The organism is Rhodococcus sp. NPDC059969, from assembly GCF_042738325.1.
Classification (GTDB): Bacteria; Actinomycetota; Actinomycetes; order Mycobacteriales; family Mycobacteriaceae; genus Rhodococcus_F.
Genome location: NZ_JBHWUF010000003.1, coordinates 134901 through 160967, shown reverse-complemented (window position 1 = coordinate 160967; position 26067 = coordinate 134901). Strand labels below are relative to the sequence as shown.

General features: G+C 63.8%; 27 protein-coding genes and 1 riboswitch. Of the genes, 15 read left to right on the top strand and 12 right to left on the bottom strand.

The window, feature by feature from the left end; translation table 11 throughout:
- The first annotated feature begins 14 nt into the window (after window positions 1-14).
- From ACFWAD_RS12415 to ACFWAD_RS12405, 3 genes are read left to right on the top strand one after another with little or no spacing between them, the layout of a single operon-like run.
- Entirely contained in the window at window positions 15-1535 is a 1521-nt protein-coding gene (locus ACFWAD_RS12415; RefSeq protein ID WP_378544138.1) for a TldD/PmbA family protein, read from the top strand.
- Window positions 1532-2893, top strand: coding sequence for a metallopeptidase TldD-related protein (locus ACFWAD_RS12410; protein WP_378544131.1), 1362 nt, complete (start codon window positions 1532-1534; stop codon window positions 2891-2893). Before ACFWAD_RS12415 ends, ACFWAD_RS12410 begins: the two co-directional genes overlap by 4 nt.
- Window positions 2893-3798 carry a TIGR01777 family oxidoreductase gene (locus tag ACFWAD_RS12405; protein WP_378544128.1) on the top strand — a complete coding sequence of 302 codons (906 nt, stop codon included), beginning with the start codon at window positions 2893-2895 and terminating at the stop codon, window positions 3796-3798. Before ACFWAD_RS12410 ends, ACFWAD_RS12405 begins: the two co-directional genes overlap by 1 nt.
- A gap of 7 nt (window positions 3799-3805) precedes the next feature.
- On the opposite strand, the gene ACFWAD_RS12400 is transcribed toward ACFWAD_RS12405, so the two are convergent.
- Window positions 3806-4186, bottom strand: a complete 381-nt coding sequence (locus ACFWAD_RS12400) for a PPOX class F420-dependent oxidoreductase (RefSeq protein WP_378446028.1) — start codon at window positions 4184-4186, stop codon at window positions 3806-3808.
- Between the two features lie 203 nt (window positions 4187-4389).
- On the opposite strand from ACFWAD_RS12400, the gene ACFWAD_RS12395 reads away from it, so the two are divergent.
- Window positions 4390-6045: a GMC oxidoreductase gene (locus tag ACFWAD_RS12395; protein WP_378544125.1), complete on the top strand. Its 1656-nt coding sequence runs from the start codon at window positions 4390-4392 to the stop codon at window positions 6043-6045.
- 39 nt (window positions 6046-6084) lie between these two features.
- Here ACFWAD_RS12395 and cobN read toward each other — a convergent pair whose 3' ends face one another.
- On the bottom strand, window positions 6085-9705 hold the full coding sequence (gene cobN, locus ACFWAD_RS12390; protein WP_378544122.1) for a cobaltochelatase subunit CobN: 3621 nt from the start codon (window positions 9703-9705) through the stop codon (window positions 6085-6087).
- A 63-nt stretch (window positions 9706-9768) separates the two neighbouring features.
- Window positions 9769-9855: riboswitch (cobalamin riboswitch) on the bottom strand.
- Between the two features lie 74 nt (window positions 9856-9929).
- Here cobN and cobG point away from each other — a divergent pair.
- The 9 genes from cobG (at window position 9930) to ACFWAD_RS12345 (ending at window position 15680) form a co-directional block, all read left to right on the top strand.
- Complete coding sequence (cobG, locus tag ACFWAD_RS12385; RefSeq protein WP_378544119.1) at window positions 9930-11072, top strand: precorrin-3B synthase; 1143 nt, start codon at window positions 9930-9932, stop codon at window positions 11070-11072.
- Between the two features lie 19 nt (window positions 11073-11091).
- On the top strand, window positions 11092-11718 hold the full coding sequence (locus ACFWAD_RS12380) for a precorrin-8X methylmutase (protein ID WP_007729839.1): 627 nt from the start codon (window positions 11092-11094) through the stop codon (window positions 11716-11718).
- Window positions 11715-13202, top strand: a complete 1488-nt coding sequence (gene cobJ / locus ACFWAD_RS12375; RefSeq protein WP_378544116.1) for a precorrin-3B C(17)-methyltransferase — start codon at window positions 11715-11717, stop codon at window positions 13200-13202. The genes ACFWAD_RS12380 and cobJ overlap by 4 nt, the downstream gene beginning before the upstream one ends.
- A gap of 26 nt (window positions 13203-13228) precedes the next feature.
- On the top strand, window positions 13229-13588 hold the full coding sequence (locus ACFWAD_RS12370) for an HNH endonuclease (protein WP_078377497.1): 360 nt from the start codon (window positions 13229-13231) through the stop codon (window positions 13586-13588).
- Window positions 13585-13989 carry a hypothetical protein gene (locus ACFWAD_RS12365; RefSeq protein ID WP_378544113.1) on the top strand — a complete coding sequence of 135 codons (405 nt, stop codon included), beginning with the start codon at window positions 13585-13587 and terminating at the stop codon, window positions 13987-13989. Before ACFWAD_RS12370 ends, ACFWAD_RS12365 begins: the two co-directional genes overlap by 4 nt.
- Before the next feature lie 105 nt (window positions 13990-14094).
- Window positions 14095-14346 carry a hypothetical protein gene (locus tag ACFWAD_RS12360; protein WP_378544110.1) on the top strand — a complete coding sequence of 84 codons (252 nt, stop codon included), beginning with the start codon at window positions 14095-14097 and terminating at the stop codon, window positions 14344-14346.
- A complete protein-coding gene (locus ACFWAD_RS12355) occupies window positions 14343-14675 on the top strand; it encodes a toxin-antitoxin system HicB family antitoxin (protein ID WP_322742449.1) in 333 nt (110 codons plus the stop codon). The genes ACFWAD_RS12360 and ACFWAD_RS12355 overlap by 4 nt, the downstream gene beginning before the upstream one ends.
- A 98-nt stretch (window positions 14676-14773) precedes the next feature.
- Complete coding sequence (locus ACFWAD_RS12350) at window positions 14774-15013, top strand: PLDc N-terminal domain-containing protein (protein WP_378446035.1); 240 nt, start codon at window positions 14774-14776, stop codon at window positions 15011-15013.
- 76 nt (window positions 15014-15089) lie between these two features.
- The gene (locus tag ACFWAD_RS12345) at window positions 15090-15680 is read left to right on the top strand and encodes a dihydrofolate reductase family protein (RefSeq protein ID WP_378544107.1); all 591 of its coding nucleotides are present in this window, start codon (window positions 15090-15092) and stop codon (window positions 15678-15680) included.
- A 445-nt stretch (window positions 15681-16125) separates the two neighbouring features.
- On the opposite strand, the gene ACFWAD_RS12340 is transcribed toward ACFWAD_RS12345, so the two are convergent.
- Window positions 16126-16908: an alpha/beta hydrolase gene (locus tag ACFWAD_RS12340; RefSeq protein ID WP_378544104.1), complete on the bottom strand. Its 783-nt coding sequence runs from the start codon at window positions 16906-16908 to the stop codon at window positions 16126-16128.
- 274 nt (window positions 16909-17182) lie between these two features.
- Here ACFWAD_RS12340 and ccsB point away from each other — a divergent pair, with 274 nt between their 5' ends.
- Entirely contained in the window at window positions 17183-18142 is a 960-nt protein-coding gene (gene ccsB / locus ACFWAD_RS12335; RefSeq protein ID WP_378544101.1) for a c-type cytochrome biogenesis protein CcsB, read from the top strand.
- Window positions 18143-18155: 13 nt separating this feature from the next.
- Here the strand turns inward: ccsB and ACFWAD_RS12330 are convergent, their stop codons facing one another.
- The 8 genes from ACFWAD_RS12330 to ACFWAD_RS12295 form a co-directional block, all read right to left on the bottom strand.
- Window positions 18156-18674 (bottom strand): DUF1990 family protein, encoded by a 519-nt coding sequence (locus ACFWAD_RS12330; protein WP_378544098.1) that lies wholly within the window; start codon window positions 18672-18674, stop codon window positions 18156-18158.
- Window positions 18671-19030: a VOC family protein gene (locus tag ACFWAD_RS12325; RefSeq protein ID WP_378544094.1), complete on the bottom strand. Its 360-nt coding sequence runs from the start codon at window positions 19028-19030 to the stop codon at window positions 18671-18673. The genes ACFWAD_RS12330 and ACFWAD_RS12325 overlap by 4 nt, the downstream gene beginning before the upstream one ends.
- Before the next feature lie 10 nt (window positions 19031-19040).
- On the bottom strand, window positions 19041-19682 hold the full coding sequence (locus tag ACFWAD_RS12320; RefSeq protein ID WP_003944965.1) for a ScbR family autoregulator-binding transcription factor: 642 nt from the start codon (window positions 19680-19682) through the stop codon (window positions 19041-19043).
- A 160-nt stretch (window positions 19683-19842) separates the two neighbouring features.
- Window positions 19843-20742: a HAMP domain-containing protein gene (locus tag ACFWAD_RS12315; protein ID WP_378446042.1), complete on the bottom strand. Its 900-nt coding sequence runs from the start codon at window positions 20740-20742 to the stop codon at window positions 19843-19845.
- Between the two features lie 166 nt (window positions 20743-20908).
- On the bottom strand, window positions 20909-21676 hold the full coding sequence (locus tag ACFWAD_RS12310; protein WP_378544600.1) for a cobalt-precorrin-6A reductase: 768 nt from the start codon (window positions 21674-21676) through the stop codon (window positions 20909-20911).
- Window positions 21673-22422: a precorrin-4 C(11)-methyltransferase gene (cobM, locus tag ACFWAD_RS12305; RefSeq protein WP_378544091.1), complete on the bottom strand. Its 750-nt coding sequence runs from the start codon at window positions 22420-22422 to the stop codon at window positions 21673-21675. Before cobM ends, ACFWAD_RS12310 begins: the two co-directional genes overlap by 4 nt.
- Entirely contained in the window at window positions 22419-23702 is a 1284-nt protein-coding gene (gene cbiE / locus ACFWAD_RS12300) for a precorrin-6y C5,15-methyltransferase (decarboxylating) subunit CbiE (RefSeq protein ID WP_378544088.1), read from the bottom strand. The genes cobM and cbiE overlap by 4 nt, the downstream gene beginning before the upstream one ends.
- Complete coding sequence (locus tag ACFWAD_RS12295; protein WP_378544084.1) at window positions 23699-24460, bottom strand: SDR family NAD(P)-dependent oxidoreductase; 762 nt, start codon at window positions 24458-24460, stop codon at window positions 23699-23701. The genes cbiE and ACFWAD_RS12295 overlap by 4 nt, the downstream gene beginning before the upstream one ends.
- A gap of 30 nt (window positions 24461-24490) precedes the next feature.
- On the opposite strand from ACFWAD_RS12295, the gene ACFWAD_RS12290 reads away from it, so the two are divergent.
- The gene (locus ACFWAD_RS12290; protein WP_283304740.1) at window positions 24491-24916 is read left to right on the top strand and encodes a PPOX class F420-dependent oxidoreductase; all 426 of its coding nucleotides are present in this window, start codon (window positions 24491-24493) and stop codon (window positions 24914-24916) included.
- Here the strand turns inward: ACFWAD_RS12290 and ACFWAD_RS12285 are convergent, their stop codons facing one another.
- Window positions 24917-26053, bottom strand: a complete 1137-nt coding sequence (locus ACFWAD_RS12285) for a M24 family metallopeptidase (protein WP_378544081.1) — start codon at window positions 26051-26053, stop codon at window positions 24917-24919.
- Between the last annotated feature and the right edge of the window lie 14 nt (window positions 26054-26067).

Below are 26067 nucleotides of genomic sequence, written 5' to 3'. Positions count from 1 at the left end.
CTAGCGTCGTGTGCGTGACCGTCACCCGAGATGTCGATGCAGATTTCCTCGCCCTCCCGCTGCGAGCCGTCGCCGACGCGGCGCTGTCGGCAGCAAGATCCGCCGGAGCCCAGCACGCCGACGTTCGTGTCCACCGCGTGCTCACACAGTCGATCAGGTTGCGCGACGGCGTAGTTCAGGCCGTGTCCGACGGAGACGAGATCGGGGTCGCCGTCCGCGTGATCGTCGACGGCACCTGGGGGTTCGCCTCCCACGCCGAGGTGTCCCCTGACGTCGCGGCTGCGCTGGCGCGCCAAGCCGTCGAGGTTGCGAAGGCATTGCGCTCACTCAATCGTGATCCGGTCACCCTCGCCGACGAGCCCGTCTATGCCGACGCGACGTGGGTGTCGCCGTACTTCGAAGATCCTTTCGCGACACCGACGTCCGACAAGGTAGCCCTGCTGGTCGACTATTCCGGGCGGCTTCAAGCCGCTGACGGCGTGGATCACGTCACGGCGAGCGTCCTCCAGGTCAAGGAACAGACCTTCTACGCGGATCTGGCTGGTTCGTCGATCACCCAGCAACGGGTGCGTCTGCACCCCGAGTTCGAAGCGACAGCCGTCGACAAGTCGGCCGGCAGCTTCGAATCGATGCGTACCTTGGCTCCGCCGGTCGGGCGCGGATGGGAGTATCTCGGGGCGGAGAGCACGTGGAACTGGGGCGACGAGCTCGCCCGGATACCGGAGTGGCTGGCCGAAAAAACGAAGGCACCGACCGTCGAAGCGGGCCCGACCGACCTCGTGATCGATCCGACCAATCTGTGGCTCACGATCCACGAATCCATCGGACATGCCACCGAATACGACCGGGCAATCGGCTACGAAGCGGCCTACGCCGGTACGTCGTTCGCGACGCCGGACAAGCTGGGAACGCTGAAGTACGGAACATCGCTGATGCACGTGACCGCCGATCGAAACCAAGAGCACGGTCTGGCCAGCGTCGGATTCGACGACGACGGCGTCGCCGCTCAGCGGTGGGATCTGGTCGCCGACGGAACACTGGTCGGGTATCAACTCGATCGCGTGTTCGCCCCGAGGCTGGGACTGACGCGTTCCAACGGATGCTCGTATGCAGACTCCGCACATCACGTTCCCATCCAGCGTATGGCCAACGTCTCGCTCTCCCCCGACCCTCACACGGACACGTCGACCGAAGACCTGATCTCACGAGTCGAGAACGGCATCTACGTCGTCGGTGACAAGTCCTGGTCGATCGACATGCAGCGCTACAACTTCCAGTTCACCGGTCAGCGGTTCTTCAAGATCCGTGAGGGAAAGCTCGACGGTCAGGTGCGTGACGTGGCGTATCAGGCGACGACGACAGATTTCTGGGGCTCGATGGAAGCCGTCGGCGGAGAGTCGACCTGGCGACTGCAAGGCGCATTCAACTGCGGCAAGGCGCAACCCGGTCAGGTTGCGGCGGTCAGCCACGGCTGCCCGTCCGCCCTGTTCCGCGGAGTCAACATCCTCAATACCCGTTCGGAGGCTCAGCAGTGATCGATCCGCAGCAGGTCGTCGAGCGTGCATTGGCCGCGAGGACGGTAGACGAATCGTTGGTGATCGTGACCGACGCGAGTGAAGCGTCGCTCCGGTGGGCCAACAATTCGATGACCACCAACGGAGTCTCACTGTCCCGGACGTGGACGGTGATCTCGATCGTGCGCGAAGGTGACATCGCGAAGGTGGGCACCGTCAGTTCCAGCAGTGTCGATCTGGAGCAGATCTCCGCGCTCGTGCAGGCAAGCGAAGAAGCTGCTCGCACAGCCACTCCCGCTGACGACGCATCCGACTTGATCACCCAATCGGCGGCGGAGACCGACTGGGACCTGCCGCCCGCCTTGACCGACATCGGTGTCTTTGCTCAGTTGGCTGCCGACCTGTCGAAGGCCTTCGACGGCGGCGACCAGTTGTTCGGCTTCGCCCACCACCAGTTGCACACCACCTGGCTCGGATCCTCGACGGGCGTGCGACGCAGAACGGCTCAGGCGACCGGGTCAGTGGAAATCAACGGCAAGCGCGGCGACGCGAGTGCCTGGGTCGGATCCGGAACTGTCGATTTCAGCGACATTTCAATACCGAAGCTCTTGTCACAGTTGACCACTCGACTCGACTGGGCGGGTAATTCCGTCAGCCTGCCCGCCGGCCGCTACGAGACGATTCTTCCGCCATCTGCTGTGGCGGACCTGATGATCTATCTGATGTGGACCATGGAGGGTCGCGGCGCCGAAGAGGGGCACACCGCACTTTCCTCCACCGGTGGCACCCGGATCGGCGAGAAACTCGGTGCTTTGCCACTCACGCTGACCTCCGACCCCGAGGCCGAGGGCTTGCAGTCCGCGCCGTTCGTGATCACGACGTCGTCGAGCGAATCCGTCTCACTGTTCGACAACGGTATGGAGATCGAACCCGTCGACTGGGTCCGCGACGGGGTTGTCAATGCGCTGGCGTACCCGCGCCACGCTGCGCGAGAATTCGGTCGACCTGTCGCAGTTCCCGGCGACAATCTCATCCTGACCGGTGGTGACGACACCTCGATCGAGGACATGATCGCAGGTACCGAGAAGGGTCTACTGCTCACAACCCTCTGGTACATCCGCGAGGTGGATCCCACGACGCTGCTGCTGACCGGACTCACGCGTGACGGTGTGTATTTAATCGAGGACGGCAAGATCGTCGGCGCCGTCAACAACTTCCGTTTCAACGAGAGCCCTCTCGATCTCCTGCGGCGGGTCACGGAGGCGGGCCGAACCGAGATCACGCTCCCCCGCGAGTGGAAAGACTGGTTCACTCGAACGGCGATGCCGCCGATGCGCATTCCCGATTTCCACATGTCCTCGGTCAGTCAGGCGCAGTGATGGCGAAGGTCGTGATCGCCGGCGGCACCGGCGCTCTCGGCCGCCGGATCAGCGACGATCTCGCCGGCCGCGGGTACGACGTCGTGGTCCTGACTCGGTCACCGAAACCCGGCAGGCACAGGCAGGTTCAGTGGGACGGCGTCACGGTGGGCGACTGGGCAGGAGAACTCGACGGCGCCGCGGTGATCAATCTGGCCGGAGAGTTGGTCGATCGCCGACCCACACCGGCAAACATCGCACTGCTCACCAGCTCCCGAGTCGATCCGACCCGTGCGCTGGTCGAAGCGTCGAAACTACTGGCGAGCCCTGTTCCGGTCTGGATCCAGGCGAGCACGCTCGCGATCTACGGCGATGCGGGTGAGTCCCGTCTGGACGAGGATTCTCCCCTCGCTGACGGGCCTCCTCAGATGACCGACGTCGCCAAAGACTGGGAGGCAGCGGTCGAGGGCGCCCACACGTCACGAGTAGTGATCCTGCGGACCAGCGTCGTGTTGGAGAAGGGCACACCGGCGCTCGAGCGACTGCTGTTGCTCGTGCGTTTCGGTCTGGGCGGACGCGTTGCCTCGGGCAGGCAGTGGACGAGTTGGATTCACATCGAGGACTGGCTGTCGATCGTGCGCTGGGCCCTCGAACCCGATTCGGTCGCCTCGGGTGTGGTCATCGCTACTGCCCCGGATCCTGTCCGAAATTCAGAACTGATGGCCGGGCTGCGCAAGCACCTTCACCGGCCACCTGCCCCGCCGACACCCGCTTTCATGGTCCGGCTCGGCGCGTTCCTGCTGCGCAGCGACGCGGCCCTTGGCCTGACCGGTCGACACGCCGTGTCGAAAGTGTTGACGGACAACGGCTTCCCATTCACCTATCCGCAGTTCGACACAGCCTTGGATGATCTGCTCGGCAAGTGACGCGCGGTCAGGCCGAAGTGATGGCAAGGCCGATCGTTCCGGTCTTGCCGCGGCGAAGGAGACTGCCTTTCATGGTGATCCAGCCGAGGATTCCGTACCGACGTGCTATCGCGTCGCGAGCATGATCGGTGCCCGGCCCGTCGAGGATCTCGGCGACAGCGGCAACCGGTTCACCCTTGGGATTTCCCCGAGCATCGCACGCAGCGACGGTGACCGACGGGTTTCGCCTGATGCGCTTGACCTTGTAGGAATCGGTGACGGTCCACATCAGGAGCTTGTCGCCGTCCGGCGCGGCCCAGAGCGGAGTCGCCACCGGCGTTCCGTCCTTGCGGAAGGTCGTGAGTAGGACGTACTTGGCCTCGGAGACACGCTTGAAGTCGGGGTTCACTCCTCGAGGATAGGTGCGAGCGCCTCCCGCTGAACACCGACAGGCTTCCGCGACTATCTGGCGACTGCTCATCCTCGACTGAAACTTGCCTCCTATGCACGTTTTATCCGGTTTCAATAGGCATTTGACACACCGTTTCGTCCCCAAACTCCATCTCGAGTTATTCTGAGGCAAACCGTCGAACTGGGGAGTCGAACTTACACATGCAGCGCCGTGACATGCAGCGTCGTGACTTTTTCAAGGCGGCCGGGGTGGGGGCGGCAGTTGCAGCCGCGGCACCGCTCATGTCGACGTCGATCAGCCACGCAGCCCCCGCACCTCTGCGGGCGCTACCGATGGGTGCTGATCACTACCGCGCGCTCGTTCCCGAGTTGTTCGTACCCTCGCCTACTCCCCCGGAGCATTCCGAAGCCATCGTCATCGGCTCCGGATTCGGCGCAAGCGCCACCGCCCTCAGGTTGGCGCAGAGCGGCACCCAGGTCACCATCCTCGAACGTGGACTTCGATGGCCTCACGATCCGCAGCGGGAGATTCACACCTCCGACATGCTGGCTGACGGCCGCGGAGTTTTCCGGCGAACATCGTTCACCAACCTCACCGGACTCCCCGTGGCGTGCGACTACTTCAGCGGCGTCCTCGATGCCACCGACTACGAACACATCTCGGTCTGGCGCGGCGCTGCAGTCGGCGGTGGGTCCATCGTCTTCACCGGCGTGATGATCGCCCCCGAGCGCCGATTCTTCGACGCGGTCTTCGGCAACTCCCTCGACTACGACGAGATGACGGCGACGTGGTACCCCAAAGTGCGCAAGATGCTGCGCCTGAGTCCGTTGCCCGAAGACATCTACCAAACCCCGAACTTCGGTCACTCGCGCCGCTGGGATCAGGACGCTCGCCGTGCGGGCTTCGATCCGCAGCGGATCGACGGGATCTGGAACTGGGACGTGGTTCGCGCAGAACTCGCCGGCCGCACCCGCGCGTCGGCCACCGCTGGTGACAGCAACATGGGCAACTCCAACGGGGCGAAGTTCGACCTCACGCAGAACTACATTCCCGCCGCCGAAGCCACCGGACGAGCCACCGTGTGTTACGGACATCAGGTGCTCGCAATCAGTCGCGAACGCGATGGACGCTACGTCGTCGACGTCGAATCGACGGATCCGACGGGCGGCGTTCTGGCGCGCAAGACTCTCACCTGTGACCGGTTGTTCCTCGGCGCCGGCTCCATCGGCACGTCCGAACTGTTGGTACGCGCCCAAGCGACCGGCGCGCTGCCGAACCTCAACGAACACATCGGCAAAGGCTGGGGAACCAACGGCGACGCCGGAATGGTGCGCTCGTTCGGCTTCAGCGACGGCAACGCACAGGCCGCGCCGTCGGCGTCGCGCATCGTCGACGAGTCGGGAATGCCGCTCTCCCTCGAGAATTGGTACGTTCCCGGCTTGCCCGTGAACATCGGCATGCTCGGAACCTTGGGTATGACTCTCGACTCACAGCGCGCCGACTTCGCTTACGACGGCGGCAACGATCGGGTGGTGTTGAACTGGCCGAAGAACGGCAACGACGCCACCGTCGAGGCCCTGCGCGCCGTTCAAAACACGATGGCGTTTGCCGGGACCACCCTGCCGTCCGCGTTGCCGTTCGCGAAGGACGTCAATTCGTCGTTCACCGCACATCCCCTCGGCGGTGCGGTTCTGGGCAAGGCCACCGACGGCTACGGGCGAGTCAAGGGCTACGACGGTCTGTACGTGATGGACGGCGCCGCAATTCCGGGAAGTACCGGCACTGTCAATCCGTCACTGACCATTACGGCTCTGGCCGAGCGGAACGTCGCTCAGATCATCAAGTCCGGACGCTGAAACACTTCAGCGCCCGGACCCGCCGGTGATCTTCGAGATCTACTCCCCCTCGAGTTCGCCTTCGGTTTCGAGGTACACCTGACGCAAGCCGTCGAGTGTCTTCTGCTCGGGGTGCTCCCACATGTTGCGCTCGGCGGCTTCGAGGAGTCGCTCGGCGATTCCGTGCAGGGCCCACGGGTTCGACTGGGTCATGAACTTCTGGTTCTGCTCGTCCAGAACGTAGGTCTCGGCGAGCTTCTCGTACATCCAGTCCGCAACCACGTTGGTGGTGGCGTCGTAACCGAAGAGGTAGTCGACCGTGGCCGCCATCTCGAATGCACCCTTGTACCCGTGACGGCGCATGGCGTCGAGCCAGCGGGGATTGACGACACGCGCCCGGAAGACGCGGGCGGTCTCTTCCGAAAGTGTGCGTGTACGAACCGATTCCGGCCGGGTGCTGTCCCCGATGTACGCCTCGGGTGACTTTCCGGTCAGCGCGCGCACGGTGGCAACCATGCCGCCGTGGTACTGGAAGTAGTCGTCCGAATCGGCGATGTCGTGCTCACGCGTGTCGGTGTTCTTGGCCGCCACGTTGATTCGACGGTATGCGCTGCGCATGTCGTCGGCTGCCGGGATTCCGTCGAGCCCACGGCCGTACGCGAAGCCGCCCCAGTTGGTGTACACCTCGGCGAGGTCGTCGTCACCGCGCCAGGTCTTGGAGTCGATGAGTTGCAGCAGGCCGGCGCCGTAGGTTCCGGGCTTCGAACCGAAAATACGGGTGGTCGCACGCCTGGCGTCGCCGTGCTCGGCAAGGTCGGCCTGCGCGTGAGCGCGCACGTAGTTCTGCTCGTCCGTCTCGTCCAGCGCCGCCACCAACTGAACGGCGTCGTCGAGCAATGCGAGCACATGCGGGAACGCATCACGAAAGAATCCGGAGATGCGGACGGTGACGTCGATGCGTGGTCGGCCCAGTTCTTCGAGATCGATGACTTCGAGGTTGACCACGCGTCGGCTTGCTTCGTCCCAGACGGGGCGAACACCGAGGAGCGCAAATACTTCGGCGATGTCGTCGCCGGAGGTACGCATGGCGGCGGTTCCCCACACGGACAGACCCACCGAGCGCGGGTACTCGCCGTGATCGGCGAGATAGCGAGCGGCGAGCGACTCGGCCATCGCCTGACCGGTCTCCCACGCCAGACGCGACGGAACTGCCTTGGGGTCGACCGAGTAGAAGTTGCGACCGGTGGGAAGCACGTTGATCAGGCCGCGCAGCGGCGAGCCGCTCGGACCGGCGGCGATGAAACCGCCGTCGAGCGCGTGCAGGACCTGCTTGATCTCGTTGTTCGTCTGGCGCAGACGCGGAACCACTTCGGTGGCGGCGAACTGCAGGATCTTCACGACGGTCTCGTCGTCGCTGAGGTCTTCGGCGGCAGCGGAGCTCCAGTCGGCGTCGTACATGCCGCGAACCAGAGCGTGCGCCTTTTCCTCGATGTCGTCGACACGGTTGCGGGACTCGTCGCCGTCTTCGCTGAGTCCGAGGGCCTCACGCAGACCGGGAACGCTCTGTTCGCCGCCCCACATCTGGCGGGCGCGCAGCATCGCGAGTACCAGTTCGATTTCGGCGTCGCCCTCGGGAGCGCGACCGAGAATGTGCAGGCCGTCGCGGATCTGGACGTCCTTGATCTCGCACAGCCAACCGTCGACGTGCAGGAGCATGTCGTCGAAGACGTCTTCTTCGGGACGCTCCGCGAGGCCTAGGTCGTGGTCCATCTTGGCTGCCCGCATCAGCGTCCAGATCTGCTGGCGAATGGCCGGCAGTTTGGACGGGTCCAGTGCGGAGATGTTGGAGTGCTCGTCGAGCAGTTGCTCGAGACGGGAGATGTCGCCGTAGCTTTCGGCGCGGGCCATCGGTGGGATCAGGTGATCGACGAGCGTCGCGTGGGCACGACGCTTTGCCTGTGTTCCTTCACCCGGGTCGTTGACCAGGAAGGGGTAGATCAGCGGCAGGTCGCCCAGGGCTGCGTCGGTGCCGCAGTTGCTGGACATGCCGAGTGTCTTGCCCGGCAACCATTCGAGGTTGCCGTGCTTGCCGAGGTGCACAACCGCGTCGGCGCCGAATCCACCAGCATCGGGCGTCGCCGCGATCCAGCGGTAGGCCGCGAGGTAGTGATGGCTCGGCGGCAGATCCGGATCGTGGTAGATCGCGACGGGCTTTTCGCCGAATCCTCGGGGCGGCTGGACCATGAGCACGATGTTGTTGAATCGCAGTGCCGCGATGACGATTTCGCCGTCCGGATCCTGCGAGCGGTCGACGTACAGCTCGCCGGGCGCTGTGCCCCAATGCTCTTCGACGCCGCTGCGCAGCTCTTCGGGCAACGTTGCGAACCATTCGCGGTACTTTGCTGCCGAGATTCGGATCGGATTTCCCTCGAGCTGCTCGGCAGTGAGCCAGTCGGGATCCTGGCCGCCGGCCGCGATCAAGGCATGGATCAGCGCGTCGCCGTCCTTCGCCGCCAGGCCGGGAACTGCGTCCGGACCGTCGACCGGACCGAGGTCGTAACCGGCAGAACGCATTTCAGTGAGCAGGTCGATTGCGCTCGCCGGGGTATCGAGACCGACGGCGTTGCCGATGCGGGCGTGCTTGGTCGGGTACGCCGAGAGCATCAGAGCAACGCGACGCTCGGTGGTGGGAATGTGGCGCAGCTTGCCGTGACGGACAGCGATGCCGGCGACACGGGCAGCGCGCTCGACGTCGGGGACGTACGTGGACAGTCCGTCGGAGTCGATTTCCTTGAAGGAGAACGGGACGGTGATGATGCGGCCGTCGAACTCCGGCACCGCCACCTGCGTCGCGACGTCGAGAGGCGACAGTCCGTCGTCGTTCTCGTCCCAGGTGGCGCGGCTACTGGTCAGGCACAGCCCCTGCAGGATCGGGACGTCGAGAGCAGCGAGTGCGGCAACATCCCAGGCTTCGTCGTCGCCACCGGCGGACGCCGTCGCAGGCTTGGTGCCACCGGCAGCAAGAACTGTCACGACCATGGCGTCGGCGCGGCGGAGAGTGGTCAGAAGTTCGGCTTCTGCGGTTCGTAGTGATGCGCAGTAGATCGGGAGCGCGGTGCCACCGGCCTCGGCGACGGCGTCGCACAACGCCTGGATATACCGGGTGTTACCGGCCAGGTGCTGAGCGCGGTAGTACAGAACGGCGATGACGGGACCGGTCGCCGAGTCGAGATCGGGCGCGAAATCCGCGATCCCCCAGGAAGGCAGGTGTGCCGGCGGCTCGAAACCGTGACCGGTGAGCAGGACGGTGTCGGAGAGGAAGTGGTGCAGCTGTGCCAGATTCTGTGCGCCACCCTCGGCCAGGTAGTTGTGGGCCTCCGCAGCGACGCCGGCGGATACCGTCGAGCACTCCATCAGATCGGCGTCCGGTGCGTGCTCGCCGCCGAGCACGACTACGGGGAGTCCGGAAGCGAGGACCATGTCCAAGCCGTCTTCCCAGCTACGACGGCTGCCGAGGATGCGAACGATCACGAGATCGACGCCGTCGAGCAGCGGCGGCAAGTCTTCCGAAACGAGCAGGCGCGAGGGGTTGGCCCAGCGGTAGGAAACTCCGTCGCCGGCTTCCTGGCTGGCGCGGGCGCTCAGCAGATCGGTGTCGGACGTGGAGAGCAGAAGAATCACGGGTGAAGCCTTCCTGGGGTTTCGCGCCCCGTGGCACAGATCTGTCATCGACGGCGGTTGAGGGTCTGACTCGTGTTTCCGAGCGGAAACACATTCCGTTCGAAAGAACACTCACAGTGGCGCGACCGCACCGGACTTTCACCGGTTTCCTCAACTGCCGTCACTGGTGGTGGTGATGCTACCGGTCCGCAGAAGGCACTCATGACAGGTCGTACCCTGGAGCCATGCCCACGGACCGTTCACAGCCAGACGCGTGCCCGGGTGCACTGCAAGTTCACCACGCCGCCGACGGCGCACTGGCACGCGTGCGCCTCCCCGGCGGTCTCCTCAACCCGGCCCAATTGCAGACGCTTGCAGACGCGGCGCGCGATCTGGGGAACGGGCAGATGGAACTCACCTCGAGAGGCAACGTTCAGTTGCGCTCGGTCTCGGATCCCGAAGCCTTCGCGGCGCGCATCGCGTCGGCCGGTCTCCTGCCGTCCGCGACGCACGAGCGAGTACGCAACATTCTCGCGTCCCCACTGTCCGGCCGTATCGGGGGCGTCGCCGACATTCGTGAACTGGTCCACCGTCTCGATTCGGCCATCCAAGCGGATCAGGCATTGGCAGATCTGCCGGGGCGAACCCTGTTCACCCTTGACGACGGGCGCGGAGACATCACCGGGCTGCGGGGCGATTTCGGACTCCATGCGCACAGCGCCACCGAGCATTCCCTGGTGCTCGCCGGTCACCACACCACTCACCGCGTACATGCAGATGACGCCGTCGAATTGCTCCTCGAGGCGGCTCGATCGTTCCTCGACGTTCGCGACAAGCACTGGCGCCTGGCCGAGGTTCCGGACGGAATCGAGCGCACCCTCGAGCAGTTGGGCCTGAGCGCCGAGGCCATCGGCGAGGCAGACCTCACGCCTGAAGCGCGGCCCACCATCGGCTGGCTCGAACAGCGAGACGGAACGGTTGCCCTGGGCGGCGGCCTGCGATTCGGGCTGCTCGACGCTCGGCTGGCCGAGTTCCTCGCCGCCGTCGACAAGCCTGTCGTCGTGACGCCGTGGCGATCGGTGCATATCTTCGACCTCGACGAATGGGCAGCCGAGCAGGTAGTCCGAGTGCTTGCCCCCATGGGGCTGATCTTCGACGAGAACTCGCCGTGGCTCGACGTCACCGCGTGCACCGGAAGTCCGGGATGCGAGAAGTCACTCGCCGACGTGCGCACCGACGCGATCAACGCCGTCGAGCAAGCAGAGCTACCCGTCGTTGGACGGCAGCACTGGGCCGGGTGCGAGCGCAGTTGCGGACGTCCCCGCGGGGACGTAGCGGATGTGGTTGCGACGGGTGACGGTTACCGGGTGAATCCGGCCAATCGGTGATGCCTCTATCGTGTGGCACATGATCGAGTACATCCGTGACGGCGCGGAAATCTATCGCCAGTCCTTTGCCACCATTCGGGCCGAAGCCGACCTGAGCCGTTTCCCGGCGGATGTCTCGCAAGCTGTAGTTCGCATGATTCACGCCAGTGGCCAGGTCGATCTCGTCGACGACGTCGCCTTCACGCCCGGAGTCGTCTCGGCCGCGCGTGCCGCTCTGCGTGACGGCGCGCCGATCTTCTGCGACGCCCAGATGGTGGCGGCCGGCATCACGCGCAAGCGTCTGCCCGCCGGCAACGACGTCATCTGCACCCTCGGCGATCCTCGGGTTCCCGTGCTGGCGTCGACCATCGACAACACTCGCTCGGCCGCTGCCCTCGAACTGTGGGGAGCCAAGCTCGAGGGCGCTGTTGTCGCGATCGGAAACGCACCCACCGCACTGTTCCATCTCCTGAATCTCATCGAAGCCGGAGCGCCCCGTCCCGCGGCGATCGTCGGAGGTCCGGTCGGCTTCATCGGCGCTGCCGAGTCGAAGGAAGCTCTCATCGAACACGCCAGCGGAATCGATCATCTCGTGCTCCGCGGCCGACGCGGCGGCAGCGCGATCACTGCGGCGGTCGTCAATGCGATTGCGAGCGAAGTCGAATGAGCGCAGGCAAGCTCTGGGGTGTCGGAATCGGCCCCGGTGATCCCGAACTGGTGACTGTCAAGGCCGCCCGCGTCATCGGCGAGGCAGACGTCGTCGCGTTCCACTCTGCGCGGCACGGCAAGAGCATCTCCCGCGGCGTTGCAGCGCCGTACATGCGCGAAGGGCAGATCGAAGAACACCTCGTCTACCCCGTCACCACCGAGACCGTTGATCATCCCGGCGGATATCAGGGCGCGATGGACGAGTTCTACGAAGCGGCTGCCGAGCGGTTGGCAGTTCACCTCGAAGCCGGTCGAACCGTCGCGTTGCTCGCTGCCGGCGATCCGCTCTTCTACAGCTCCTACATGCACATGCACAAGAGGCTGGCCGATCGCTTCGACGCCGAGGTGATTCCCGGTGTCACCTCCGTCAGCGCGGCATCGGCTGCACTCGGAAAGCCGCTGGTCGAGGGTGAAGAAATCCTGACGATCCTGCCCGGCACGTTGCCGCAGGCCGAGCTGTCCAGGCGGCTCGAGGGAACCGACGCCGCTGCCATCCTCAAGCTCGGACGCACGTTCCCGCCAGTCCTGCAATCGCTCGCGGATTCCGGCCGCTTGGATGAAGCCCACTACGTCGAGCGTGCGAGCACCACACGTCAACGCGTCGAATCTGCTGCCGACGTCGACCCGGACGGAGTTCCGTACTTCTCGATCGCCATCGTTCCGAGCCCGTCGAACAACCCGCGACCTGCGACCGAGTCTCGCGGCGAAGTTGTCGTGGTCGGACTCGGGCCGGGCGATACCGCCTGGACCACACCTGAAGTGGCGCATGAGCTTTCGTTGGCCACCGACCTCGTCGGCTACGGCCCTTACGTCGATCGCGTGCCGACGCGTCCAGGTCAGCGTCGCCATTCCAGCGACAACCGCGTCGAAGCGGAACGCGCCGCGATGGCGCTGGACCTCGCGAAGAACGGCGCCCGCGTAGCTGTCGTCTCGTCGGGAGATCCCGGCGTATTCGCCATGGCTGCAGCAGTTCTCGAAGTTGCCGCCGAAGACCAGTGGAGCGGCGTCCCGGTCCGCATCCTTCCCGGCATGACGGCGGCAAACGCTGTCGCCAGCCGCGTCGGCGCTCCCCTCGGGCACGACTATGCGGTGCTCTCCCTGTCCGATCGCCTCAAGCCGTGGGATGTCGTCGCACGCCGGATCTCGGCAGTTGCAGCCGCGGACATGGCATTTGCGGTCTACAACCCGGCGTCGAAGTCCCGGACCTGGCAGGTCCAGGCCATGAAGGACCTCGTGCTCGAGCACCGCTCCCCCGAGACTCCCGTTGTCATCGGGCGCGATGTTGCAGGCGCCGAGGAATCCGTTCGGGTCGTCACCCTCGGTGAGCTCGAGCCTTCCGAGATCGACATGCGGACTCTGCTGATCGTCGGCTCCTCGATGACGACGGTCGTCGAAACCGGTTCGGGCCGTCAGGTGTTCACCCCGCGGCGCTACCCGGAGTGAACATCGCACAGCGATAGCATGGCCTCATGCCCGTCAACCGGACCCGGAAAGCCAGATACGCGCGTAAACGCAAACGCCGGATGGATCTGGTGGAGCACGACCTGTCCGTCGAGCAGTGGTCCGCGCTCAAAGCGGCCTGGGGTGGCTGCGCGTACTGCGGCGAGCCGGACGAGTCGCCGCAACGTGACTGCGTGCTGGCGATCTCCCGCGGTGGGCGCTACACACTCGACAACATCGCACCGGCCTGCCGCTCGTGCAATGCGAGCAAATGCAACAGCGAGGTCACTCTCTGGTTGCGGCGCAAGGGGTATGACGAGAAGGCCTTCCTCCTGCGCCACGCGGAGATAGGTATCGAGATGAGGGCGCAGTTCTCGGAGCAGTCGTGACTGCCCCGGACGAGTTGCGCCTGATTCTCGACGAGCTGATGGAGTTCGAACCTCTGTTTCACCGGACGCGAGTAGCCATGTCGCGAGACGAGTTCGATGCGGTGGTCGACCCGGAGTTCCGGGAAATCGGAGCCTCCGGTGCGCGATACACCCGCGACTACGTGCAGTCGGTAGTCGAGACCCGGCGACTCCGCGGCGAAGTGAATGACGCGGCCGAACTCGGATGGAGGGTTGACCGACCTGCGCTGAACCGAATCGCTCCGGACCTGTATCTGGTGACGTATCGGCTGGCGCAGGCGCATCGGGTTACCGAGCGATCATCCATCTGGCGGTTCACGGAGAATCGATGGAGCGTGGTGTTCCACCAGGGCACGGTCGTCGAAAGGGACCTGGAAGCGTGAACAGCTCCAGACTCCGCCTCGGGAGAGAGAATTGCACGGTGTGGGCACGTACACCTTGCGCACTCCGCTGACCCACGGTGATACTAGATGCAGTATCAATAGTGGATGGGGAAGAGAGACAAGCTGCTCGCGCAAATGCGGACCGCGCCGCAGAACGTCACCTACGACGAACTGTTCGCACTCTGCATCGATTTCTTCGGCCAGGCCAGGCAGAACGCCGGGTCTCACGCCAAGTTCCAGACGCCGTGGCCGGGACCACGCATCAACATTCAAAAGGGTTCGGGCGGTAAGGCCAAGCAGTACCAGGTAGGGCAAGTTCTGGCAGCAATCGAACGCATGGAAGGAGAATCGCCGTGATCCCCGCAGTGGAGCACTACACATACCGAGTCGAGTGGTACGAACCCGACGGAGAGTTTCTGGGAACCTGCACGGAGTTCCCTGGCCTGTCGTGGCTCGCGGATACCCAAGCAGCCGCCCTCGACGGCATCCGTACAGCGGTGGCCGAGACGCTCGAGGACATGGCGGAGACAGGTGAGCAGATCCCCGAACCGCTGAGCGAGCGCGGATATTCGGGCAAGTTCCAGGTCCGGATCACCCCGACTTTGCACCGCAAGCTGGCACGCGCCGCCGCCGAGGAAGGGGTTTCCCTCAACGCGTTGATCTCCGAACGTCTCGCGTCCGCGTGATCGACGGGGTACCGAGGGATCGTCGATCTCGCAGTAAGCCTAAGAGTTGGAGCGTGTTATTCCAATCAAGTCGCAGAAGTTGAAAGGGGTCTGGAAGCATGAACGAATCGACCCCCAACTCCACCATTCCGCTTTGGATGGACATCACCTTCACCGCCTTCGTTCTTGCCTGGATCTTCATCACGATTAGCGCGCTCGTGGCGATCGTGCGCACTGACTTCGAACGCTCGGGCGGCAAATTCTGGTGGTCGGCACTGGTGATCGCGGTGCCTGTACTCGGTGCGCTCGTCTGGTTACTGTTCGGTCGACCCCCGCGTGACTCCAGGTCCCGAACCTGATCTACACCGACGGCCCGGCAATAGTCTGAGTACGGTCCGGTGCTGTCACTCTGCGCCTATCAGGGAGAACAACGAGATGAGACCACTTCGATACTCGATCAACGTCACACTCGACGGCTGCTGCCATCACGAGGCGGGGCTCCCACCCGACGAGGAGTCGATGCGCTACTGGACCGCTCAGATGGAACGAGCCGATGCCTTGCTGTTCGGCCGGGTGACCTACGAGATGATGGAGTCGGCGTGGCGGAAGCCTGCAACGGGCGCGTGGCCTGACTGGATGGACGAGTGGGAGATCCCGTTCGCCGAGGCAATGGACCGGGCGAAGAAGTACGTCGTGTCGAACACGCTGAGCGGGGTCGATTGGAATGCCGAACTGGTGCTGGACGACTTGGGGCCAGCAGTTCAGCGACTCAAGGAGCAGCCCGGCGAAGGCCTGTGGGTTGGCGGCGTAACACTCCCCCTGGCATTGGCAGACCTGGGACTGATCGACGAGTACGAGTTCCTTGTGCAACCGGTCCTCGCCGGACACGGACCGACGTTGCTCGCCGGTCTGCGCAAGCGCATCCAACTCGAACTCGTCGATCGCCACGAGTTCCAGTCGGGTGCAGTCGCCGTGCGATATCGGCCCACTCAAATACCGCCCCCGGGTCAGGTATCGGACGGGTAGTCGACGCATGGCTGGACATGCGCGGTTGAAAGACATGTCGTCGCCTCAGTTCGGACGCGAGAAGAGTTCCCAGTCTTGTTCGGTGTTCGGTATTGACCGGACACTCGGCACAGCATGTACATTAGCCACCGAAGTCTCCGGACAACCCTCGACGAGATCGAAGCATCGAACTGGATCACGAACAAGTTCATTCCGCCCGGCGGACCGTAAGGACATATGTCGCCATCGAGCGCCTCAGCAAAAATTGCCAAGCTGGACGGCTACTAGCGAGCGAAGGATCGAAATCGCCACCATCGCGAGCGCCACAAAAATGATCATCTGAAAAGCTTTGGTCAAATTGATGCAGGATACGTTGACGCCACTACTTCGGGTCTTGCTGAGAAACGAAACCTGGTCGAGATCGTATCGGCGTCCGACACAGGCCGGACGCCGATACGTGTTCACGTCAGCTCACAGGAGTGCCACCGCTCCCGCCGAGGTGGCGGGCGAAGAACCGAGCCGAACTGTCGCGCTCGTAGTCGGGCACCGGATAGTGCCTGCCCGAGTAGGCGTGCAGCGTCTTCTCCGTCGAGCCGAAGGCATCGAACAACGCTACCCCTGACGTGCGGTCGTAATCCTTGTCGTCCCAAGGGATCCGGTACTCGACCGGGACCGTGAGCTTTCGTGCCGCTTCGATGAGGGATTCGTCCACAAAAACTCCCCCGAAGCTCACGGCAGCGATCCTGGATTCGACCGGGGCCAACATCAGCCCGGTCACGACCCCTAGCGACACGCCGCCAAAGCCGATCGGAGCGTCGGCGTCGACGTCGGGCAGCGTTTGCAGAGCGTCGATGGTCGCCTGCCATTCCGGCACTGCACGCTCCGCCAGCGATCGGTTGTACTCGACGACGATCGGGGCGATCGGCTCGTGGGCCGCCCTAGCCTGGTGGATCGCCTCGACCCACTGTTCGTCCTGTGTGTTCCGCGGCCGATCGCCATGTCCGGGCGCGTCGATCGCGGCGACTGCGAACCCGTGGGAGCTCACACTGTGGAGTGCGCTGGCAACCAGTCCTGGTGCCTTCTTGTGCATGCCGCCGGAGTGCCCGGACAGCAGAAGGGGTGATTCGACAGATCCGGACGCGAGTGACCAGAGCACGCCGGTGATGTCGTCTACAACGAAATGGCGTTCGATGACACCGTTCGACGTTGTCTCGGAAGTGAATTCGATGGTCTGAGAATTGGATTGCATGGTGTTACCTTTCGGGATTGCCTACTCGAGGCGCTCCCGGCGACACCTACGTCAATCGCCGATCCGTGAACACGAGTGGGAGCACCCACATGGTTACTGCGTTCATGGGTCTCACCTCCTGGCGTGCTGTCACGGTCTCGCACAAGCTATCAACCCGAACCGAAGACCGTCCAATCATTTTCCGGCCGACCGATCCGACAGCCGGCTCATCCACTTCTACGATCATGTGTAGTAGATTTCGAATGACAACCAACCGGTCGTTATGGGGAGTTAAATGTCGGTCGATCCAGTTCTTGCGCAGTACAGCGACTACGCCTTCGCGTCGTCTTTCGCGATTTACGTTCTTGCCCTGGTTCTTTCCATTGTCGACTTCTCCAGCGCACCCCTCTCGGCCACAGTGCGACCGGGACTTGCACGTGCGGGAAGTGCATCAAATCCGGCAGTGCCGGGCCGGATTGCTATGCCGCCGAATCGAACTCGCACCCATCGTGCGGGTCGCGCTGCCGTGTCTCTCACTGTCGTCGCCCTGGTCCTCAACATTGCCGCGCTTGCACTTCGCGGCATCTCGACGCACCGATGGCCTCTCGGAAACCTCTACGAGTACGCGCTTTTCCTCAGCTCGGCATTGGTGGCGTGCTGGCTGGTCATTCTGCGGCGGTACCCGATTCGATCGTTGACAATCTTCGTTCTGTCACCCACGGTGGTGCTTCTGTTCGTCGCCGCCGCAAGCATGTATGCCGAGGCAGCGCCGGTCGTACCCGCTCTTCGTTCGTACTGGATCGGCGTACACGTCACGATCATCGTCGCCGCCTCCGGCATCCTTACGTTCGCAAGTGCGGTCAGCGCACTTTTCATGATTGCCGAGGTAGGTCCGCAGTCGAAGAATCCCGCGTTGCGTTGGATTGCGGACAGGCTGCCGTCATCCGAATTGCTTGACCGCGTGGCCTACCGAACAACGATCGTCGGGTTCCCGCTGTTCAGCATCGGGGTAATCTGCGGGGCAATCTGGGCGGAAGCCGCGTGGGGACGTTTCTGGGGCTGGGACCCCAAGGAGACGGTCTCGTTCATCTCCTGGGTTCTCTATGCCGCGTACCTCCATGCGCGTGCTACGGCCGGGTTCAAGAACATGCGTGCGGCATGGATAAATGTTGCTGCGCTCGCAACGATGCTTTTCAACATGTTTGCAATCAACTACGTCGTGTCGGGGTTACATTCGTACGCTGGATTGAATTGACACCGACAACGGGTCAGACCCGCGATCGGTCGACGCTCTCGCGGACGGCACGGATGTAGCGGCGCGTGACAAACGCCTGTACTCGACGTCCGATCGGAGCGCCGAGACGCACCCACCACGTTCCGGGCTTGGAGAACGCAACGATCTCGATACGAACCGCTTGGCTGGCCTCGTCGAACTGGACGACAAACAGTTCTTCGCCGCATTCGGGGTGGCCGGCGCGGGTTCCGTACGCGAATCCCTTGCGATTGGGTTCGTCGACGACGTAGACGATTCGAACTGGGATCGACACCGGACCGAGTCCGAAAGTCGCATCCTGACCCGCCGCCGCGGTCGGGGCTGCCGCCCGGACGGTCAAACCAGCTCCGCGGTGCATTCCCCAATTCGCGACTGTACGAGCGGCAACCTCGAAATCCTCACGTCCGGATCCGACCGTCGCGTTCTCGTGAACGTGGTGATAGCCGGCGGGGAGTACGCCTGACGTTGCGCCCACCTCGAGGTACGTCAGCCCGCCCGGGCCCGAAGCCGTCATTGGTCGTGCCGGTGGCTGAGGATGTTGATCACGTGGCCATCGGGGTCGGCAGCGAAGAACCTGCGCACACCCCACGGCTCCTCGGTGACGGGATAGACGATGGTGTCGCCGCGCTGCACCGCAACCTCGTACGCCGCATCGAGATCGTCCACCTCGACGGAGACGTCCGGCACTACGGGCGCGTGAGCATCGTGCGTCATGACACTGATCTGCACGGATGGATCCGTCGGCGAAGCCAACGTCACGATCCACCCGTGATCCATCACAACTTCGAGGCCCAGCACTTCGGTGTAGAAGCGCTGCGCGGCCTCGAGAGAACTACTCGACAGATCCGAAACAATCCGCGTGACGGTCATGTCCCGCAGGCTACGCCGCCGCCGGAGTCCACCGCGACTTGACGAGCCGCTCGATGTCGCCGGAAAGGTCGTCGCTGACGATTCCCGGAAGCAGGATCTGCCACATCTCGTCGACACGATCCGGAAGGTCCGAGCGTCGGGTGAGAACGTTCGAAACCAGCTGTACTCCGGTGAATGCCGAGGGCATGAACCTGCCGAACGATTCTGCGCTGACCGATTTTCGGATTTCACCTTCCGCCTGAGCTCTGGCGGTGAGATCGGTGATTGCCGAGATCCATTCGGCGTACGGTTCCACCGGCCCCTCGTACGTGCTCAGTTCCAGCGTGAGGCGAATGCCCGCGCGAACGATCGGCTCGTCGACAATCTGGCGTGCCATTTCGTGCGTGAGCATGATCATCTGTTCCAACGGGTCCTTGCCCGTCGCGGAAATCGCCTGCACCGATTCGATCGAGAGTCGATGCTGTTCGGCAATGATGAATTGCGCGAGCTCGTCCTTCGACGCGAAATGGAAATACAACGCGCCCTTGGTAGTACCGGCCCCCGAGACTATGTCGGCCATGCTGGTGCTGCCGTAACCAGTCTTCTCGAACTGCGCGGCCGCGCCGGCAACGATTTGCTGCCGAGTCAGCTCGGCGCGTGCTTGCTTGACCACTGAAACCCTCTCGTCCCTCCAAAGGCCCCCACCCAGCAAACCCCACGGTTCGCGCCACACTCCAGCTATACCCAGAAACTTCGCAATTGCCCCACATTACCAGTGCTCCTTCTGCTGCATCAATTCCGAATGCAACAAAAGTGCTGGTCAGACGTCCGATTTAGAGGGAATCTCCTCTCCCCAACGTACTTTCGTCAACCCGCGCACGGTCCACCAACTCTCCAACGAGCAGCGTTAACTCCATCATCTGGTCGGTGATTTCCTCACGCAACTGCGTTGCATCTGCTTCGGAAATCGCGCCGGACTTGGTATCGAAGGACATCAACAACTCGATATTGGTGCGCAGTGCAGTCAACGGAGCCAGAAGGTCCTGGCCCGCTTCGGTGATCAGGCTTCTCTGGCGTGCCCGCGATTCCGACAACGTCCCGAGCATCCGATTGAAACTGACTGTCAACGACGCCAACTCGTCGTCACCGGTCACCGGGATCGGCGCAAGATCATCCGTTTCGGCAACCCGCCGCGTCGCCGCAGTGAGCCGCGCAACCGGCCGTAATCCTGTGCGAGCCACCGCATCTCCGGCAGCGTAGGCCAGCGCGATCCCAGCCGCACCCAGAGCCGCCAACACCACCGCAAGCCGCTTGAGTACCGAACGTGTCGGCCCCAAGGATTGGGCGACAACCAAAGTCTGCCCGGCAACCGAGGGCTCGACAAGAATTCGATACGCGTCGACGGTTGCGATTGTCTGCGACGAATTGCCGTCGGCGATCGACCTGATGGCGTCCGCGCTCGTGCTGAACGGCGGCAGACCCGGAGTTGCCGTCACCAAAGCGCCGTCAGCAGTCAGAAGCCCCACCGCCTGGATGACCGCTGTATCCGCGCCGGCCGTCAATCCCAGAACCGGTGTGACACCGCCGAAATTGACGGTGTCGGTGATCGCATCACTCGTGCGCTCGAGTTGCCGGTCGACGTTGCCCTGCAGATACGCGTTGAACACGATGTACACCGCCGACGCCGACACGATCACCGCGATCGCCACCAGGCCTGCGGTCAGCAATTTCACGCGGGCATGGAGCGTCCGCACATGAATTCCCGATGGTTTTCGACGGCTCATTCCGGGAACCGACACTCTCATGCGCGGCCCCGCAGTGCGGCGTCGAAAGATCCCAACATCCCTCCAGTATGGGCACGGAACCTTAGACGAACCTGAAGCGAACGCGAAGTTCGCCTCATGGCCCCGATCCCCCGCCGAAAGCCGTGAGCCAGTTCACCGCCGCTGCTTCTGTGTCGAATGCCAGGGCGGCCGCCGGGATCGGCGGTCGCTCGACGACGATGACCGGGATCGACAGTTGCCTGGCTGCGGCGATCTTTGCGTACGTCTGCTCGCCGCCACTGTTCTTGGTGATCACGACGTCGATGCCGTGAGTTATCATCAGATCGACTTCTGCATCGACGTCGAATGGGCCACGTGCGAGCAACAATCGCGAGCGAGGCGGCAACGTACCCGAAGGCGGATCGATCGAGCGCACGAGAAACGAGACGTTCTTCACGCGGTCGAACACCGAGACTCCTTGCCTCCCGATCGTCAGAAAAGCGCGTGAGCCGAGCGTCGGCACTAATTCTGCGGCGTGATCGAGATCGCGTACCGGAAACCACGTGTCGCCGGGATGCTCGCGCCACGGTGGGCGTCGGTACATGGCGTGTGGCACGGAATTCGCGAGGCACGCTTCGAATGCATTTTGAGTGATGCGAGCAGCAAAGGGATGCGTGGCGTCGAGCACTGCACGAATATCATTGGCCGACAACCACTCCGACAGGCCTTCGGCTCCCCCGAACCCGCCGATGCGCACTTCTCCCTCCGGCCAGCGAGGATCGCGAACGCGGCCGGCCAGTGAGGTGACAACGTCGAGGTCGGCTGAACCGGCCAACCGAGATGCGATCGCGCGGCCCTCGCTCGTACCTCCGAGTAGGAGTACGCGACGACTCGTCGGGGTCAGTGTGTGCTTCTCTCACGCGCTGCCGAGTAGAGGTAGCTGTCCGGGAATCCTTCCGCCGTCAACACTCGGCCGACGATCACGACGGCTGTCTTCGTGATGCCGGCCGCATGAACGAGTTCGACGATCGTCTTCAAAGTGCCTCGAACAACGATCTCCTCGGGCCGCGAGGCGAAGGCGACCACCGCAACCGGGCAGTCTTCGCCGTAATTGTCGGCCAACTCGGATGCGATCTGTTCGATGCGATGAGCGCCGAGGTGGACCACCATCGTTGCGCCGCTGCGGCCGAGGGACCGCAGATCCTCGCCCTCCGGCATTGCCGTCGACAAGGTGGAGACTCGGGTGAGGACAATGGTCTGCGAGACGCCTGGGACGGTCAACTCACGTCCCAGCGCGGCTGCTGCCGCGGTAAATGCAGGAACACCGGGAATCATGTCGAATTCGACCCCTGCGGCGTCCAGACGACGAGCCTGCTCGGCCACCGCACTGAAGATCGACGGATCACCGGAATGCAGGCGCGCGACGTCCAGTCCGGCCGAATGCGCTTCGACAAGGATCGCGGTGATCTCGTCCAGGCTCAGGCGAGCAGTGTCCACGACCTGAGCGCCTACCGGGCACCACTCGAGCAACTCCGCTGGAACAAGGCTGCCTGCGTACAGGCACACCGGGCTCGCCGCGATGATGCGCTGCGCGCGGACAGTGATGAGATCTGCCGCACCGGGGCCCGCACCGATGAAATGAACGGTCATTGTGTGGATTCCTCCGGCGTATCTGTGTCTGCGCCTGCAGACGGCTGACTTTTTGTGACGGACCATTGGACCACCGGAAGTTGCGGTCGCCAAACGTTGAACGTGCCCAAAGGCTCGGCGCGCTGCACCTGAAAGCGTCGCAGTGTCCCACCATGGCGACTCATCCAGCCGAGCAGCAACGACTCGGACTCGGCGGTCACGGCGTTGGCGACCAGTCGGCCACCCACGCTCAACTGTTCCCAGCATGCATCGAGCATTCCTGGTTGCGTGACGCCGCCGCCGACGAACACCGCATCTGGTCGGCGGATCTCATCCGCAAACGCCTCGGGCGCGGCCCCTTTGACGTTCAACGCTGGAACGCCGAGATTGCGCGCATTGGTGCCGATCTGTGAAACGCGGCTCGCTACCTTCTCGAATGCTGTTGCGCTACAACGCGGGTGGGTCCTCATCCACTCGACCGCAATGGTTCCCGAACCGCCGCCCACGTCCCAGAGGTGTTCTCCCGGCGCCGGAGCGAGCGCGCACAACGTCAACGCACGGATCTCCTGTTTGGTCATCTGACCGTCTCCGACATAAGCAGCATCCGGTAGCCCCGGGATTCGAGTCAGCCGTATCGGAAGATCCGCCGAGATGCACTCGACGGCGAGAACGTTCAACGCGTCCACGTCCTCGTCCGCGTGATCCCACTCGTCTGCGACGGTGACGGTCCGCGATTCGTCGGCTCCACCGAGCTGGGCCAGCACGGTCATGTTCGATCGACCGAAGCCCGCGCCGGACAACAGGCGTGCCACCTCGCCCGGAGTCGAGCGCCCGTTGCTCAGAACCAGCAGGCGGGCGCCGTCGGTCACGGCGGCCAACACGGTCGCCGAGTCTCGGTTGACCAGGCTCACGACGTCGATCTCGGCCGATGCCCATCCCATTCGCGCGCTCGCCAATGCCACCGACGACGGGTGGGAGATCACTCGCACGTTGTCCGCGCCGAGCAGCCGCACCAAAGTCACCCCGAGACCGTGGAACATCGGGTCACCGCTCGCGAGTACACACACTCTGCGATCGGCGCTCTCGGCGAACATCGACGGCAAGGCCGGAATCATCGGAGACGGCCAGGTCAGTCTGGTGTGCGCTCGCCGTGCCCCGAGATGTGTAGTCGGGACCAAGTCCAACTGGCGCGGTGATCCCATCAGGACCTCCGCGCCCAGAACCGCGCCCTTTGCGCTCTCGGACAGCCCTTCCCAGCCGTCGGCACCGATACCGACGATCACCACCGGGTGTGTGGTCATCGCGGCATCCGGCGCCAGATCGTCTGAGGCAGAAGCCGCATGACGAAGAACACCGGCTGCAGAATTCGCGGTACCCACACACGCGTCGCCCCGGAATTCAGTCCCCGTACGACGGCGTCGGCGACCTGCGACGGGGTGCTCGACATCGGGGCGGGCGACATTCCCTCGGTCATCTTGCCGATGACAAATCCCGGACGAACCAGCATCAATTGAACGCCCGAACCGTGCAGTGCGTCGCCGAGGCCGCTGGCAAACCCGTCCAAGCCGGCCTTTGCGCTGCCGTAGACGTAGTTGGCGCGGCGAACGCGAACGCCGGCAACAGACGAGAACACCACGATCTTTCCGGTTCCCTGTCGGCGCATGATCTCCGCGAGGTGAGTAAGGATGCTGATCTGAGCCACGTAGTCGGTGTGCACCACTGCTACCGCATGCGCCGCGTCGGTTTCGGCACGCGCCTGATCGCCGAGAATTCCGAAAGCCAGCACGGTAACCGAGATCCGGCCGTGCTCGGCGACCACGGCGCCGAGGAGGTCTCCGTGAGTCTCCACGGCGTCGGCGTCGAACTCGACGGTGGAGACGTCGACAGCGCCGGCGTTCTTGAGCCTTTGCTCCTGCTCCGACAGCTCTCCGCTGCGCCTGGCAGCCAGAACGATGTTGCGGCCCGGAGCGAGCCGCACCGCGATCTCGAGCCCGATCTCACTTCGTCCACCGAGGAGCAGCACTGTCTCGATGTCATTCACGTTCGCACCCGCAGTCACCGCTCCAGTGTCCTGGATTACCGTCGTGGCATGACGCTCACCCCCTCCACCACGCCATCGTCACAGCAGACTCTCACCGAAGACGGGCTGAAGTTCGTCGGCGAATACCACCTCGCGACACTCACGACGTTGCGTCCGAACGGCACCCCGCACGTCGTAGCCGTCGGATTCACCTGGGATCAGGAAGCCGGAAAGGCGCGCGTGATCACCAGCGGTGGCTCACAGAAGGCGATCAACGCCGCCCGGGGTGGATACGCCGCCGTCAGTTCGGTCGACGGTGGACGCTGGCTCACGCTAGAGGGGCCTGCACGCGTGCTCACCGACGCGGACTCCGTGGCCGACGCCGTTCGGCGTTACGCCGAGCGGTACCGCCAGCCACGGGTCAACCCCGCGCGTGTGGTCATCGAAATCGACGTCACACGCATACTCGGATCCGCGGCGTTCAAGGAAAACTGATCAGTCGAGGACCGTCAGGCCGTGCGGACGGTTGTTGAACGATTCGCAACCGTCGGCGGTCACGACGACGATGTCCTCGATACGGGCGCCCCAATTGCCGCGGAAGTAGATTCCCGGTTCGATGCTGAACGCCATACCTTCGACGAGTTCGATGGTGTTGCCCTCGACGATGTACGGCTCCTCGTGTACGGACAGTCCGATACCGTGACCGGTGCGGTGAACGAAGACCTCTGCAAGCCCTTGTGCGGCAAGCACTTCGCGGGCGGCAACGTCCACGGATTCTGCGGATACTCCTGGCCGCACCGAGTCGACAGCAGCCTGCTGCGCCGCTTCGAGTACTGCGAACTGTGCTGCTACTTCGGCGGACGGCTGCCCCATGCTGTACGTGCGGGTGGAGTCCGAGTTGTATCCAGGCTCGACCGGTCCACCGATGTCGATCACCACGACGTCACCGCTCTCGATCACCCGGTCCGAAACCTCGTGGTGCGGATCGGCACCGTGCGGGCCCGATCCGACGATCACAAACGCGGCCTCGGTGTGCCCCTCTTCGAGAATCGCGGCTGAGATCGCCTCACCCACTTCGGCTTCCGTGCGGCCGACGATCAAGAACTCGGCCATGCGAGCGTGAACACGATCGATCGCCGCGCCAGCCCGTCGCAACGCCTCGATCTCGGCGTCGTCCTTGACCATCCGCAATTCACGCAACACTCCGGTGGCGAGAATAGGCAACGCACCCAACGTGTCTGCGAGCGGGATCAGATGCAGCGCGGGCATCGCATCCGTCACCGCAACCTTGGCGCCGGCCGGAAGTTGCGCCGCCACAATCGCATACGGATCGACACCGTCGACCCAGTCGAGGACGGTCAACCCGAGATCACTCACCGCCGATTCCTTCAGCGACGCCAACTCCAAGCGAGGAAGCACAACGGACGCCTTCGCCGTGTCCGCGGCGATGACCAACGCGGTCAAGCGCTCGAACGAGTCAGCCCGAGAACCCGTCAGGTACCGCAGATCCGGACCGGGAGTCACCACCAGACCGTCGAGACCTGCTGATCGAGCCAACTCGGCGGCACGAGCGATACGTGCGCCGTACACGGCGCTGGAGAATCGGGAATCCTGTTCGGCTGGAGACGTCATGGCTTACAGGTTAG